Genomic DNA, 13,930 nt, shown 5'->3' with positions numbered 1-13,930 from the left:
CTCGTTACCGCTTCGCGCCCGCACTCCGCGCCGGCACGCGCATGCTGGCGCGGAGCGCGGCGCGCAGGTCCGGCCACGTGCGCGCGCCGCCGAGGTCGGCCGAAAGCGAGACGAGCGCCTGCGCCACCTTCGGCTGAATGCCCGAGAGCGCGCCCTCGGCGCCGAGGAGCTGCACGGCCCGCAGGATCCGCACGATGTGCTCGGCCACGGCCCCGTCGACCTCCTCCACGGCCGTGAGATCGATGATCACCTGCTGGCTCTGCGTCCGCACCACGGTATCGAGCAATCCCTGCATGATCCGCTCGGCGCGCGGATCGTCGAGCATACCCACCACGGGGAGCGTGATCACGCCGTCCCAGACCTCGATGATCGGCAGCGAGAGGTGCTGGATCTGCTCCTTTTGCTCGGCGATCACGCGGAGCTTGTCCTCGAGCTCCCGCTTCGCCAGCATGCGCACGGTCACATCCGTGACGAACCCTTCGAGCGCGAGGAGCACGCCCGACGCGTCGAACACGCCCCGCCCCTGCTCCTCCACCCACCGCTCCTCGCCCGATTTCGTGCGGATCCGGTACTTGAGATGGTAGTGCGCGCCCGCGTCGAGCGCGGCCTGCACGTCTTCCCAGACGCCGCCCCGGTCCTCCGCGTGGATCAGGTTGCCCCAGGAGATCGTCGCATTGTCGACCATCTCGTCGACGCCGTACCCGCAGACGGCCTCGCAGCCCGCGCTCACGAACTCCATGCTCCAATGCAGATCGTTTCGACACCGGTAGGCCATCCCCGGGAGGTTGCCGAGGAGCGTGCCGAGGAACCGCTCTCGCTCCCGCGCCTCCGCCTCCGCGCGCCAGAGCGCGGTCACGTCGTGCGCGACAATGCGAAAAACCCGATGCTCGGGGAAGGTGACGCCGCGCCATTCGAGCCAGCGAAGCTCCCCCTCCGGTCGCACGAGTGGCAAATCGAACGTGACGACATCCCGCGCCGCCCCGCGCGTGAGCGCCCCCGATACCTCCGCGCGGGCGTCGGGCGCGAAGAGCGCGGCGAGGCCCGCCGCCTGGAGCTCGTCCTGGCTCCGCCCGGCGACCTGACAAAACGCCGGGTTCGCGGCCACGATCGCTCCGTCGAAATCGACCTCGATGCAAGGAGCGGACTGGAACCGGAAGAAACGCTCGGCGCTGGGATCTCGGTGCATCGTCATGCAAAACGCAGGCGGGTCCGAGATCCATCAGAGCCCTGGGGTCGGCCCGGGTCAAGACCAACCTGGGAGAAATCGTGCGTGACGGGAACGCGTCAACCGCGCAGCGCTGCCATTGCGACGGCCGGGAGACGCCCCCATCCGGGCCGGGCGTAATACCGGAGCAGCCGCTCCGCCGTGACGGCCATGTTGCGGTGATCGTAGAAGAAGGGCGGCCGCGGGAACGTCTTGAGCGGACCGCGGAGGACGGCCTTCTCGATACGCCCGAGCATCACCGTGTTGTGAACGAAGCCGATGCCGCTCTTCACGTCGGCGAGCGTCACGCTCGGATGACCGCCCCACGGGGCCGTGACGGTCCCGTACACGAGCCCGGGCCAGTGATTCACGGCGACGGCGCCATAACGGAGCTCGTCGATGGCGCGCTCGAGCGCGGCGCCGACGACGGGATCTTCCTCCAGAATGCTTGGACAAACGATCGACGCGGAGAGCGTGCCCCAGAGGGTGTCGTTGCAGAATCGCGTCGCGGCCGCGAGGAACTCGGCGGGGTCGTCGGAGCCGACCGAGACCTCGCTGACGATGCCGCAGAAGGGCTCGGTGGAGAAGAGGGGCTCGCGCGGATCCGCGGCGTCGAGGTCGGTGATCATCGTCCAGGGCAACGTGCCGGCGCTCGCCTCGCCGATGAACCGCACGCGGTCGTGCCCCTTCACGAGCGAGGCGTGGCGCTGCTCCGCGCCCGGGTAATACGCCTTCCGCGGGCGCACCTCGCCGAGGGCCTGCTGGAGTTTGTCGAGGAACAGATCGCGCTGCGCCCAGCCGCGGGCGAGGACGAGCATCTTCGCGGCGTTGCAGTTGAACGAGGCGTTGTTGACGATCTGCGTCGCGACGCTGCGCGCCTGGAACCAGAGCTCGTCCTCGGCGTAGAGGTAGGGCACGACGACGACGGGGCTCACGTTGCCGAGCTCCGAGGTGATCGGCTTCTTCAGCACGGGATCGTTCGCCGCGCGCCGCGTGTCCTGCTCCGAGCCGGGTTTGCCCCACACGATGATGTCGTGCGTGTGCTGCGAGCCCGTGATGTGCACGTGCGAGACCAGCCGGTGCGACGCGAGGTAGCTGCCGACCTCCGGCCCGCCGTGCACGATCCGCACGAACCCGCGCGAGATCAAGGGCGCGAGCATGTCCTCGAGGATCGGGCCGAGGTAGGCGTTGACCGGGCTCGTCTTCAGGACGACGACACGACCCTCGTTGAAGAGGGTGTGCAGCGTATCCATCGGCCCGATGCTCGCGACGTTGCCGGCCCCGAGCACGAGGGAGACGCCGCCCTCGGGATCCGCTTGCCGGTAAAACGTGGCTTGCTCGGCGCGGACATCGGCGCGGCGCACGCCTCGCTCGAGGTGCACGTCGCAGGTGAACCCGGAGAGCAGCGCGCCGTCCGAGCCTCGCATGGGGAAGACGCGGACCTTCGTGCGGCCGTCCTCTTCGCGGACGGCGCGGAACGGCAGGCGGGGCGCGCCGCGCGTGGCGATCTGGTCGAGGGCGTCGGCGAGCGCGGCGACGTTGCTCGCGATGGTGCAGGGGCCGGCGAGCCACTCCTCGCCGGCGATGGGGGCGGCGGCGTCGATGCCTTTTTCGTGGCAGCTCGCCTGGACCATTCGCAGGGCGGAGGCCTCGACGCGGGGCAGCACCTCCTCGCGGAGGAGCCGGGCCTTGTCCCGCGGGGGCAAACGCGCGAAGGCGCGGGCGCTGTCGCCGAGCTCGGCGAGGGCGCGGTCGAGGTCTGCGTGGCTCGGCTCCACGCGGGACAGAGGGCGGTCTTCGGCGACGCTGACGCTCATGGGGGTGGCGAGGGTAGCCCAGGCGGCGGAGGGATTCGACCCGAACGCGCTGGAGCGGTGCTTGTGTCGTGGCGCGCGGGGCGCGGCTCCGGTACATTCGCAGACGATGGCACTTCGTTCTTCGCCCTGGATCTTGCTCGCGACGGTCGCAACGGCGCTCAGCGTGACCGCGGCCGCGTCGGCGCAGCAGCCCGCCCCCACCGCGCCGGCCCCGACCGCGCTCCCGACAGCTCCGCCGCAGCAGGCGCAACCGCCGCAGCAGGGCACGCCGCCGCAGCAAGGACAAGCGCCGCAGCAAGGACAAGCGCCGCAGCAGGGCGCGCCGCAGCAAGGACAACCGCCGCAGGGCACGCCGCCGCAGCAGCCGGGCTACCCGCCGCAGCAGCCGGGGTATCCTCCGCAGCAACCGGGATATCCGCCGCAATATCCCCAAGGGTATCCGCAGCAACAGCCGGGCTACCCGCAGCAGCAACCGGGATATCCGCAACAATATCCGCAGGGGTATCCGCAGCAACAGCCGGGCTACCCGCAGCAGCAACCGGGCTACCCGCAGCAGCAACCGGGATATCCCCAACAGCAGCCCGGCTACCCGCAGCAGCAACCCGGCTACCCGCAGCAGCAGCCGGGGTATCCCCAACAGCAACCAGGATATCCGCAGCAAGGGTACCCGCAGGGGTACCCGCAAGGCTATCCGCAGGGCTATCCGCAAGGGTATCCGCCGCCGGCCGGGTACCCGAACGCCGCGGGCGCGGGCACGGGCCCGACGCCGCCGCCTCCGCCGCCGCCCCCGAAATGTTGTCGCTGGTCGGCCCGCGTGAACCCGTTCGATTTGCTCTTCCGGCGCCTGAGCTTCGAGGCGGAGGTGGCCGTCTGGGGCCCGATCGCGCTGCAGATCTCGCCGACGTGGATCTGGGGTTCGCCGACGGAAAACCTCGACGCGAGCGGCTGGGCCCTCGCCGGCGACATCGGCGTGTATTTCGAGGGCAAGGCGCTGCGCGGCTTCTGGCTGAAGGGCCACGTCGGCTACGAGAGCTTCGACGCGACGGTGACGCACCCGCAGCTCACGAACGTGTCGAAAACGCAAAACGTCAGCTCGATGATCCTGGGCGGCATGATCGGCAACACCACGGTCTTCTCGCGCGACGGCGGATTCTCGCTGTCCGGCGGCATCGGCATCGGCGTGGCGCTGGCCGATCCGGTCACGGTGATTGCGGAGTCGAAGGATCCACGCTTCCCGAGCGTGGGGGTGACGTTTTACGACAAGGAAGGCGCGATCCAGATCCTCGGGACGTTCGGGCTCGGCGTGACGTTCTGACCCCCTTCCCCCTGCCCGCCATCCGTGTTAAGCGGGCTCACATGTCCCAATCCTCCTCCCTGGATCCCGCTCTTTACGCCCGCGCCCCGATCATGACCGTCGAGGGGGGTATCACCTTGTCCCGCGTCCTCGCGGAGGCGTGCCCGGCGGGTATGCCTTCCTCCGTGAAAAAGGCCGCCAAGCGGCTCGTCGAGACGGCCGAGGCCGCGCAGGTCGCGCATACGGCGCGCAAGAAGGCGCTCGGCAAGGGAACGGACGAGGATTCGCGGCCCATCGACCGTGCGGGCGACAATTCATGGAGCGCGCTGCGCGGGCGGCTCCAGTCCTATGCGCTGCTGCCCGAGGCCACGTATCCGGACGCGCGACGCGCGAGCGAGATCCTCGCGAATCTGTTCGGCGAGGGCGGCCTCTCGTTCCTGACGGAGTCCTACCCGGAGCAATATGCCATCGCGGAGTCCGTGCTCCGGCGCATCGACGGCGAGGGATTCGCGACCGATATCGACCGGATCGCGGGCAAGGAGTTCCTCGACAACGTGCGGACGCAGCACGTCGCTTATGGGAAAATGGTCGCGGGTCTGCTCCAGCGCGAAGCGACGCTGACCGAGGATCTCGGCGAGCACGTGCGCGCCATGGGGGAAGAGCTCGTCGATTACGCGACGAAGGTGCTCGCCACGGTGGAGCGAGACGAGCCGGCGACAATCGCGCGGGCCCGGACGGCGCTGCGGCCGATCGACGCGTTCCGAGAGGCGACGCAGAAGCGGCCTTCGGGTGGAAGCGCGGTCGAAGAGGCCGGGGGGTCTGCCGGGAACGGGTGAAGGGCGGCCGCGGAGGCCGATCGGTCTGCTGGAAGCCTCCGCAAGGGGCGCGAGGAGGCCGATCGGGTGGGTGGCGCAGCTTCGAGGGCGTTCCCGGGAGGCCGGGAGGTCTCCGGAGCGAGCCTGAAAGGGGACGCAGGGAGGCCGATCGGGCGTTCTAAAGTGGTTTCAACCTGATCGGGAGGCCGTTAGGCTTTCCTGCTCACATTTTTCAGGGGTAAGCTCATGACCCATCACAACCGGACATCACCGCCGAGGGACCTCCTCTGGCTGCGCCGGCTCTTCACGGTCTTCGTCCCGCTCGGGGTCTATTCCGTGGTCCGCACCTGGCGAATGCCTGATGCATGGGACCCGGTCCCCCCCTTCCACATGCTTTACCACCTCGTCCTGCTGCCGCTCATCGGGGGCGCGTGCGTGGCGGGGTGGCGCGGCCACTTTCGTACCTTCGTTTTGCTCGTCATCGTCAACCGAGCCATCAGTGCATTTGGCGCGCTCTGTTTTTTTCTGGAGAGGGCTCTACCAAGTTCGTATTTTTATTCGAGCAATCATCTGGAATATCATGCCTGGAATCTTCTGAGCGTCACGCTCTCGACGTCGATCCTGGTCTACCTCTCCCGCAGGTACCCGCCGGATGTTCCCGAATGTTCGGGCCGAGCGCCCGTCCCCCTCGCGCTTCGCCTGCTTCAAGGCGGCGTCCTCCTCGTCGCCGCGGCCATCGCGATCGATATTGCGCCCGACTTCTGGATACACTTGACAGAGGATGACCCGTGCCCGCATTCATGCTCCGAGCTCCTCGTCCAAGCGCTGGTGGTGGTTTTGCTGGGCTGCGCCTTCGTGGCGAGCCTATGGAAGAGGTGGCCGTTCTTCGTATGGCTGAGCCTCGTCGGCTCGACGCTCGTCGCATTCGACAATTTCACGCGGCTCACGATCGCTAGCTTCTACGGCGACGCCTATGGCACGGCGTACGCCCCCACCTACCTCTCCCGCAACCTCCCCGTCTTCGCCTTCGCGCTCTTCAGCGTCGTCTACCTCGCCCTGCGCTTCCCGCCCCGCCTCAGCGCCCCCGCGAAGCCGTCTGCCGCCTCTGCACCCGCTCCCGCAGCAGATTGAACCCGAACACCGAGATCGCCGCGAGCACCGCGCCCATCGCCAGCCGCTCGTCCCACGCGTGGAGCTTTCCCCACGCCGCCTCGACCCCCTGCCCGAACAGATACCCGAGCCCCGTGACGAGCACGGCCCACACCGCCGCCGAGAGCACGTTCAGCACGAGGAAACGGGCCATCGAAATGCGGCTCAGGGCGATCGCGACCGGCGCCACGTTGCGAAGACCATAAAGGAAGCGGAACCCGAACATGAACAAGACCGGGTGCCGCTCCAGGAGCGACGTCGCCCGCGCGATGTGCGGCGCGAGCTTCGGACGCCGATCGACGAAGGATCGCCCATAACGCCTGCCGAGCAAGTACGCGGACTGGTCCCCGAGGACGGACCCGACGAACGCCATCAGCACGACCAGCAAATACCGGAGATGCCCCTGGTGGGCCGCGAAGCCCCCGAGGATCGCCACGGTCTCCCCCTCGAAGAACGTGCCGATCAGCACGGCGACGTACCCGTACGTCTCGATCAGATGTTCCACGTCCCCCCCGTGGCGTCACCCGCTCAGAACACGATGCGCCCCATTTGAAGCCGCACGCCCGCCGATTTCGGCGTCGCTTGCACGAGCTTGATGTCCGTCTTGTTCAAGAGGACGAGCGTGATCCCCGTGGCCACCATGAACGCGCCCGCGCCGAGCGTGAAGAAGCCGCCCGTCGTGAGCGCTCTGTTTTCCCCCTGGGTCACCTTTCCCTCGTTGTTCAGCGTCGCGCCGTCGGCGCTGTACCCAATGCCCAGCATGATCACGCCGCCGAGGACGGCCGCGCCGCCGAAGCCGCCGAAAAGAAACCCGAGCTGCCTGCCGAAGAAGCTCCCGCCGTCGACGTGCGCCACGACGTCGCCGCCCACGTTCGACAGGAGAAACCCTCGCGACGGCACCATTCCGTCGGCGCCGAAGAAAAAGACCTGATTCTTGCGCCCGTCCACGATGCGGTCGCAAGGCGCCTCGCACGCCGTGCGCACGAAGATCCCCTCGCCCGCCCGGTCCGAGACCACCCCCGAGATGCGCAGGAGCTTCACCCCCGGCCGATCCGCCTCGATGTGAATGCGCGGCGTGCCTTTCCCCGGCGCCTGCGCGGGCTCCTTGGCCGGCTCCGCCGCGGGCGGCGGCGCGGGAGGCGGCGGCTCTTCGGGTTTGGCCATGCCGGACGGCGGCGCCGTGGGCTCGGCGGCCTCGGGCACCTTGGGCGACGCCGGGTCCTGCCCCGGCGTGGGCGGGGCGCCGGGCGGCGCCGCGGGCGCATCGGGCGGGCCCGGGATGGCCTGGGCAAACGCGGGCGACGCGAAGGCAAGGACGACGAGGATGGAGGCGAAGCAGGCGGAGCGCATGAGGCTCTCCGATACCGGCGAAAGGCACCTCCGGCAAGGGGAAATACGATCAGCGGCGCCACTTCCGGCCGAAGAGGAATCGAATCGCGCCGGGCGCCCGCCGCCGCCAGTGCTTTTCGTTGTGGGCGCCGCGCTTTGCCGCGACGAACTTGAGCGAATGGGGATCGTAGCCGCGCTGGACGAGCCTGTGCGCGAGGCGCTCGGCCGCCCGCAAGAGGCCGCCGCCCGCCTCGAGCGCGCCTGCGTCGAGGTAAATGCGCGAGACGCGCGGTCGCGGCTGCGAATCGATCCAGTCGAAGATCGCGCCCTGCCCGATCTGGAGAGAAGGCGACATGCTCATCGCCAGGCCGAACCGATCGGGCGCGCGGAGGTGCACGTAAAGCGCGGCGAGGCCGCCCATCGAGGAGCCGCCGACGCCCGTGTCGGCCGGATCCGTGGATACGCCGAAATGATGTTCGATCTGGGGCCCGAGCCCTTCGCGCATCCAGTCGAGCAAAAGCTCGAGCCTCCCGGGGCCACTTTTCGTGGGGAACGGCGAGAGCTCCTCGATGCGCTCGTGCCCGCCGTGGTCGATGCCCACGATCACGGGCACGCGCTCGCCGCGGGCCGCGAGCCGCGCCCCGACGTCGTGCAGGTGCCAGCCGCCGGCGAACGAGGGTTCGTCGTGAAAGAGGTTCTGCCCGTCGAAAAGGTAGAGCACGGGCGGCTTGCCCGGCGTGCGTCGCGGCGGGACGTACACGCGCACGTGGCGCGCCGAAAGGCCGGGGACGTGGAACGGGCCGAGGAGATGAACGTTGGGTTCGGACATGAGGTCATCGAGATCGCGCGAACAGGACACACTCGCGACGCGCGAAGGCGCGGTGTTGTCCCACATTTTCGGCGGTCTTGCGAGGCCGCGCGCATGGATGGTAAGGGACGCGATAATGAGCCACGAAGTCGAAGGCTTGATCCGCGAGGCCGGCCTGCTCGAAGGCCTCGGGCAGGACGCGACGAACGCCCTGCTCGAGCGGATCGTGGTCCAGCGGTACGAATCCGGCGCACAGATCGTGCGGGAGGGTGAAATCGGGGACGCGGCCTTCGTCCTTGTCGAGGGTATTTGCCAGGTCTTCGGCGCGCGGCCGGGCGGCGGCGTGATCCGGCTGGCGCGCCTCGAACCCGGCGCGCTCTTCGGCGAGCAAGCCCTGCTCGGCCGGGCGGGCGGGCGAAGGGCGGCCACCGTGCGCGCGACGGGCCCCGTCGCCGTGGCCCGCATCGCCGCCCAGGATTTCCGCAATGCCCTGCCGGCCGATCACCCTCGCCGCGAGGCCCTCGTGCGCCTCGGCGAGGAGCAGCTCCGCGACCGGCTCGTGCAGCAATCGAGCCTGTTTCGAGCGCTGAAAGACCTCGGCGGGTCCGAGGGCCCCGAACAAGACGGCCTCGGCGCCACGCTCGTCACGTACGAGCGCGGCGAGGCGCTTTTTTATCAAGGCGAGCCTGCCGACGCCGTATACGTCGTCATCTCGGGGGCCGTCGGCATCTATGCCGAGAAAGGCGGGCGCCCCCAGCTCCTTTCGCGCATCGAGGCCGGCCATTGCGTCGGCGAGCGGGGCCTCCTGCGCCGCGAGGCCCGCGCGGCCACCGCCCTCGCCGACGAACCCGTCACGGCCTTCCGCGTCCCCGGCGATCGATTCCTCGCGATCCTCGAACGCTCGGCCGAGCTGCGGGAGTATTTCGACAGCCTGGAGAGCGTGTACGAGCTGCCCCACCGCGGATTCGTCACCATCTTCGCGGGCCGGTTCCTGGGCAAACCCTGCATCACGTCGCTGTATCACCTGCCCCGCGGCCGCCACGCCGTCGCCTCCCACGTCCCGGGCGAGGAGCTGCACCACCTCGCCGTCAGCGAGCCAGGGCTCGAGGGTCCGCCCGACGAGCGCGGCAAATATCGGTTCGTCGACGCGCGCCGCGGCCTCGAACGCGAAATCGTGGTCACGCCCGACGATGGCCGCATCCTCTCGTTCACCGCCCGCGGCGATTGGGTCGATCTGCCAAAACTCTTCGCGCTCGCCCTCGAAGGCGGCTCGCTTTCGCCGTGGCAATGCGCCGCGTTCACCGAGACGGGCTCCATCGACCTCGAATCGCCGCCCTCGCTCCGCCCCGACGACGAGATCGTCTGCACCTGCATGCGCGTGCGCCGGCGCGACCTCCGCCGCGCCATCCTCGCCGGCTGCAATACACCCGAGGCCATCCGCGACCGCACCCGCGCCGGCAGCGCGTGCGGCGCGTGCCTGCCCCGCATCGCCGACATGCTCGGCAAGAGCGCCTGGACCTCGGCCGAGATCGTCTCCGCCATCGACGTTTGTCCGGGCGTGCGCGCCTTCCGCCTCGTCCCCCGCGACGGCGAGGTCCTGCCCGCCGAGCCGGGCCAGCACATCGTGATCCAGGCCGAGGTCGACGGCCGCTTCATCGAGCGGCCCTATACGCTCTCGGCGCCCACCTCGAGCGGCCATTACGAGATCACGGTCAAGCGGCTCCCGGGCGGCGTGTTCTCCACCTGGCTCTTCGAGCGCCGCCCCGACGACGCGCTCATCCGCGTCTCCGCGCCCGGCGGCCATTTCACGATGCCGCCGAACGATCGCCCGGTCGTGTATCTCGTCGCCGGCATCGGCGTGACGCCCGCGATCGCCGCGTGCCGCGCGCTCCGCGAGAAGGGAGGCTCGCGCCGCGTGCACGTCGATTACTCGGCGCACAGCCCCGCCTCGGCGCCTTATGCCGACGAGCTGCACGCGCTCGCCGCCACGTGCCCGAACGTCACGGCGCGTATTCGTTTCACCGAGGTCTGGGGCCGGCTCGGCGCCGCCGAGGTCGCGTCGCTCGTCGACGCCCATCCCGACGCCGAATGGTTCCTCTGCGGCCCGATCCCCTACCTCCGCGCGATGAGCCAGCTCCTGCTCGAACAGGGCGTGCTCGATACGCACCTCCACATCGAGGAGTTCATCGCGGGCAGCGTCGTCGTCGCGCAGCCTGGCCGCAGGCCCTCCTTGCTCGCGCCCGCGACCCTCGTGCCCCCCTCCGTGCACGTGCCGCCGCTGCATCTGCCGCCTTCCTTTCCCGTGAGCCTGCTGCCGAAACCCCCGCCGGACGTCAACATCTCCTATACGCCGGGCTCCTCCGCGCACCCCGCCGCGCCGCCTCCCTCGACGCCGCCGAGCGTCCCGCCGCCGCCCCCGTCCACGCCGGCGCCTTCCTCGAAATCACGCACGGACGGCGTTTGTCCTTTCGCGCACGGCACCCACCGGGAGGACGGGATCGGCGTCATTCCACCGATCGTCGCGGGGCAGGACACGGGCGTCGCCGAGGAGGCGCGGGCCTATCTCGCCCAGTTTTACCGGGAGAAAGGTGCGCCACGGGCCTTCGAGGTGCGATGGGCCCAGGTCTCCGCCGAGCTCGAACGCTCAGGCTCCTACGTCCAGACCTACGACGAGCTCTCTTTCGGCGCGAAGCTCGCCTGGCGCAACTCCACCCGTTGCATCGGTCGCCTCTTCTGGAACGGGCTCGAAGTGCGCGACATGCGCCATCTCACGGACGAGGACGAGATCCTCTCGGCCCTCGTCGAGCACATCGAGCTCGCCACGCACGGCGGCAATCTGCGCGCCATGATGACCGTGCTCGCCCCGGCGAATCGCGCCGGCGTGGGTCCTCGCATCTGGAACGGTCAGCTCCTGCGATATGCGGGCTACCCGAACCCGGACGGCACCGTCACCGGCGATCCGGCGAATGTCGAGCTCACCACGAAGGCGCTCGGGCTCGGCTGGAAAGGCGGGCCGCGCACGCGCTTCGACCTGCTCCCGCTCATCTTGCAACTGCCCGGCCGCGAGCCGCGCTGGATGGAGATCCCTCGGCGCGTCGTGCGCGAGGTGCCGCTCGTGCACCCCGATCTGCCGTGGTTCGCCTCGCTCGGGCTCCGCTGGTACGCGCTTCCGGCCGTCTCCGAGCTCTTGCTCGACATCGGCGGCGTGAGGTACCCGGCCGCGCCTTTCAACGGCTGGTACATGGCGACCGAGATCGGCGCGCGCAACTTCAGCGATCCCTATCGCTACAACATGCTGCCCGCGATCGCCGAGCGGCTCGGCCTCGACACGCAGCGCGCCTCCTCGCTCTGGCGCGACCGCGCGCAGGTCGAGCTCGTGCGAGCCGTCGTTCACTCGTTCGAGCGCGCGGGCGTCAAGATCGTCGACCACCACACGGCGGCCGAGGATTTCGTGCAGTTTGCCCAGACCGAACAAGGCCAGGGCCGCTGCGTGCACATGCGCTGGAGCTGGATCGTCCCGCCCATCGGCGGCAGCGCGACGTCGGTGTTCCACATGGATGAAGACCACCACCCCGACGTCATGCTCAAGCCGAACCTCTTCTATCAGCCGAAGCCCTGGGCGCCGCTCGGCTGATCATCCGCCATTACGGATGACGAATTTCTGACGGGGACATGCTTCATCGCACTAGCATGGGCCACAAATCAGCAGCATTTCGGCGCATGAGGGGGTTACCCGACGGGATTGTCAATGGAATGGCGTAGGTTTCCTGCGCATTGTTTCGTAGACGTGTCAAGACAGACTATGCAAGGGTCAAAAACCATGTAGGCTGCTTGCTGGGGTACGATTCCCCGGGAGGTCAGCGTCAATGGCTCCGCACGTCCTTCTCGTCGATGACAGCACCACGGTTCGCATGGTCATCGCTGCGGAGCTCCGCGAGGCTGGTTTCCGCGTCACGCCCGTACCCACGCTGGACGCCGCGCGCCGCGCGTTCGCGCAGTACCGCGAGCGCGACCCGTTCCACCTCGCCATCCTCGACCTACTCCTGCCCGACGGGGACGGGATCGACCTTCTGCGCGAAATCCGTCGTGATCCGGCACTCGAGCGCCTGCCCGTCATGCTCCTCTCCAGCGACGCGCGGTTCGGCTCGCGACTGCGTGGCCTCGGCGTGGGCGCCGACGATTTCGTGGGCAAACCCCACTCGAAATCCTTCCTGATAAGCCGCGCCCACGTCCTCACCGGCAACACGCAGACGGAGTCGGCCCCGCGCGCCTGGCGTGTGCTCGTCGTCGACGCCGACCCCGGTTTGCGCGACGCGCTCGAGAAGGTCCTGCGCATCGGTCACGGCTGCGACGTCGTCGCGCTGGAGAGCGTCGACCAGGCCGCGCAGTTCCTCGACCTCGAAGGCGCGAACGTCGACGGCGCCGTGGTCGACCGGCGATGTTTCCTCCGTGTGCTCGGCCTCCTCCGCTCGAAGCAACCGAACGGCGTGCCGATGATCGTGCTCGACGATTCACCCTCGGCCACGTGGCCCCCCGTGGCGGCGGCGAAGCGCAATTCGGCCGTCGCCTCCGCGCTGGTCATGCCTCGCACGATCGAGCCGGGCACCGTGGCCGAAGTCATGATGCGCAGGCTGGTCGAGGACGCCCCGTCTTCCGTGTCGTCGAGCAGCAAAATTCCGATCGCCACCATTGACGCCGTGCGTCGACTCGCGCGAGGCGCCTGAACCATTCGTGGGTTCACCCTCACCGAAATGACAGAAAGCTGAAACTCGTGGGCGAGGGTGGCGGGTAGCCTTCGTTTGCCTTGTCCAAGTCCACCGTCGATCCGACCGCGCTCGACATCGAGCTTCCCGCGGTACCCTTTCCCTCGGTGCCCGCGCCGGCGCCCGCGCCGCCCACCCGGCCCGAAAACTGGACGCGCAGCCTCTTCCACATCGCTTCGGCATTGCTCGCGCTCGTCATGCTCCGCATCGTGCCGAGCCGCGGTTGGCTGATCGCCGCGAGCGCATCGCTGGCCACGTGGGCCTGGTCCTGCGAAATCGCAAGGCGCCTGAGCCCGGCCGTCAACGAGCGGCTCATGCGGTTCTTCTCGCGCGTCGCCCACCCGATGGAGCGGCACCGGGTCAACTCGTCCACCTGGTACCTCACGGCCCTCGTCGGCCTGTCGATCTTCGCGCCCTTCCAGGCGGCAGAGCTCGGGGTCGTGGTCCTCGGCCTCGCCGACCCGGCAGCGGGCTTCATCGGCCGGCGCATCGGGCGCACGAAGATCCTCGCGAACCGCTCGCTCGAAGGCACGCTCGGCTTCTTCGCCGTCGGCACGCTCGCCGCGCTCGCGACGCTCGCCTTCCACGGCCTGCCGCTCCCCGCGATGCTGCTCATCGCCACGGCCGGCGCAGCCGCGGGCGCGATCGCCGAGCTCGTCTCCTCGCGCCTCGACGATAACTTCACCATCCCCGTCACGGTCGCGATCGCCGCCTCCATCGCGGGCGCGTTCGTCCCGGCGTCCTGATCTAT

11 protein-coding genes are annotated in these 13,930 nt (G+C 69.2%); 6 read left to right on the top strand and 5 right to left on the bottom strand.

The features are described from left to right. Positions 1 to 4: 4 nt before the first annotated feature. Both QHF83_RS04945 and QHF83_RS04940 read right to left on the bottom strand, forming a co-directional pair. On the bottom strand, positions 5 to 1,192 hold the full coding sequence (locus QHF83_RS04945; protein WP_282416601.1) for a PAS domain-containing protein: 1,188 nt from the start codon (positions 1,190 to 1,192) through the stop codon (positions 5 to 7). A 92-nt stretch (positions 1,193 to 1,284) separates the two neighbouring features. Continuing rightward, positions 1,285 to 3,021 (bottom strand): aldehyde dehydrogenase family protein, encoded by a 1,737-nt coding sequence (locus tag QHF83_RS04940; protein WP_282416600.1) that lies wholly within the window; start codon positions 3,019 to 3,021, stop codon positions 1,285 to 1,287. A 106-nt stretch (positions 3,022 to 3,127) separates the two neighbouring features. Here QHF83_RS04940 and QHF83_RS04935 point away from each other — a divergent pair, with 106 nt between their 5' ends. From QHF83_RS04935 to QHF83_RS04925, 3 genes are all read left to right on the top strand, one after another. Further along, positions 3,128 to 4,336 carry a hypothetical protein gene (locus QHF83_RS04935; protein WP_282416599.1) on the top strand — a complete coding sequence of 403 codons (1,209 nt, stop codon included), beginning with the start codon at positions 3,128 to 3,130 and terminating at the stop codon, positions 4,334 to 4,336. 41 nt (positions 4,337 to 4,377) lie between these two features. Continuing rightward, a complete protein-coding gene (locus QHF83_RS04930) occupies positions 4,378 to 5,151 on the top strand; it encodes a hypothetical protein (RefSeq protein ID WP_282416598.1) in 774 nt (257 codons plus the stop codon). Positions 5,152 to 5,376: 225 nt separating this feature from the next. Continuing rightward, on the top strand, positions 5,377 to 6,261 hold the full coding sequence (locus tag QHF83_RS04925; RefSeq protein WP_282416597.1) for a hypothetical protein: 885 nt from the start codon (positions 5,377 to 5,379) through the stop codon (positions 6,259 to 6,261). On the opposite strand, the gene QHF83_RS04920 is transcribed toward QHF83_RS04925, so the two are convergent. Genes QHF83_RS04920 through QHF83_RS04910 form a run of 3 tightly spaced genes read right to left on the bottom strand, consistent with a single transcriptional unit; the run spans position 6,206 to position 8,437 of the window. Next, positions 6,206 to 6,784, bottom strand: a complete 579-nt coding sequence (locus QHF83_RS04920) for a DedA family protein (RefSeq protein WP_282416596.1) — start codon at positions 6,782 to 6,784, stop codon at positions 6,206 to 6,208. The two genes, QHF83_RS04925 and QHF83_RS04920, sit on opposite strands and share 56 nt — an antisense overlap. 23 nt (positions 6,785 to 6,807) lie before the next feature. After that, positions 6,808 to 7,629, bottom strand: coding sequence for a hypothetical protein (locus QHF83_RS04915; RefSeq protein ID WP_282416595.1), 822 nt, complete (start codon positions 7,627 to 7,629; stop codon positions 6,808 to 6,810). Between the two features lie 49 nt (positions 7,630 to 7,678). Next, a complete protein-coding gene (locus QHF83_RS04910; protein WP_282416594.1) occupies positions 7,679 to 8,437 on the bottom strand; it encodes an alpha/beta hydrolase-fold protein in 759 nt (252 codons plus the stop codon). A gap of 115 nt (positions 8,438 to 8,552) precedes the next feature. Between QHF83_RS04910 and QHF83_RS04905 the strand changes: the two genes are divergently transcribed. The 3 genes from QHF83_RS04905 (at position 8,553) to QHF83_RS04895 (ending at position 13,925) form a co-directional block, all read left to right on the top strand. Continuing rightward, positions 8,553 to 12,050, top strand: a complete 3,498-nt coding sequence (locus tag QHF83_RS04905) for a nitric oxide synthase oxygenase (RefSeq protein WP_282416593.1) — start codon at positions 8,553 to 8,555, stop codon at positions 12,048 to 12,050. A gap of 232 nt (positions 12,051 to 12,282) precedes the next feature. After that, positions 12,283 to 13,140 (top strand): response regulator, encoded by an 858-nt coding sequence (locus tag QHF83_RS04900; protein WP_282416592.1) that lies wholly within the window; start codon positions 12,283 to 12,285, stop codon positions 13,138 to 13,140. A gap of 80 nt (positions 13,141 to 13,220) precedes the next feature. Continuing rightward, positions 13,221 to 13,925: a hypothetical protein gene (locus QHF83_RS04895; RefSeq protein WP_282416591.1), complete on the top strand. Its 705-nt coding sequence runs from the start codon at positions 13,221 to 13,223 to the stop codon at positions 13,923 to 13,925. Positions 13,926 to 13,930 lie beyond the last annotated feature (5 nt).

It is taken from the genome of Polyangium sp. 15x6 (genome assembly GCF_029960785.1).
GTDB lineage: Bacteria > Myxococcota_A > Polyangia > Polyangiales > Polyangiaceae > Polyangium.
Note: the sequence above shows the minus strand (reverse complement) of the source record. Positions and strands in the feature narration are given on the sequence as shown.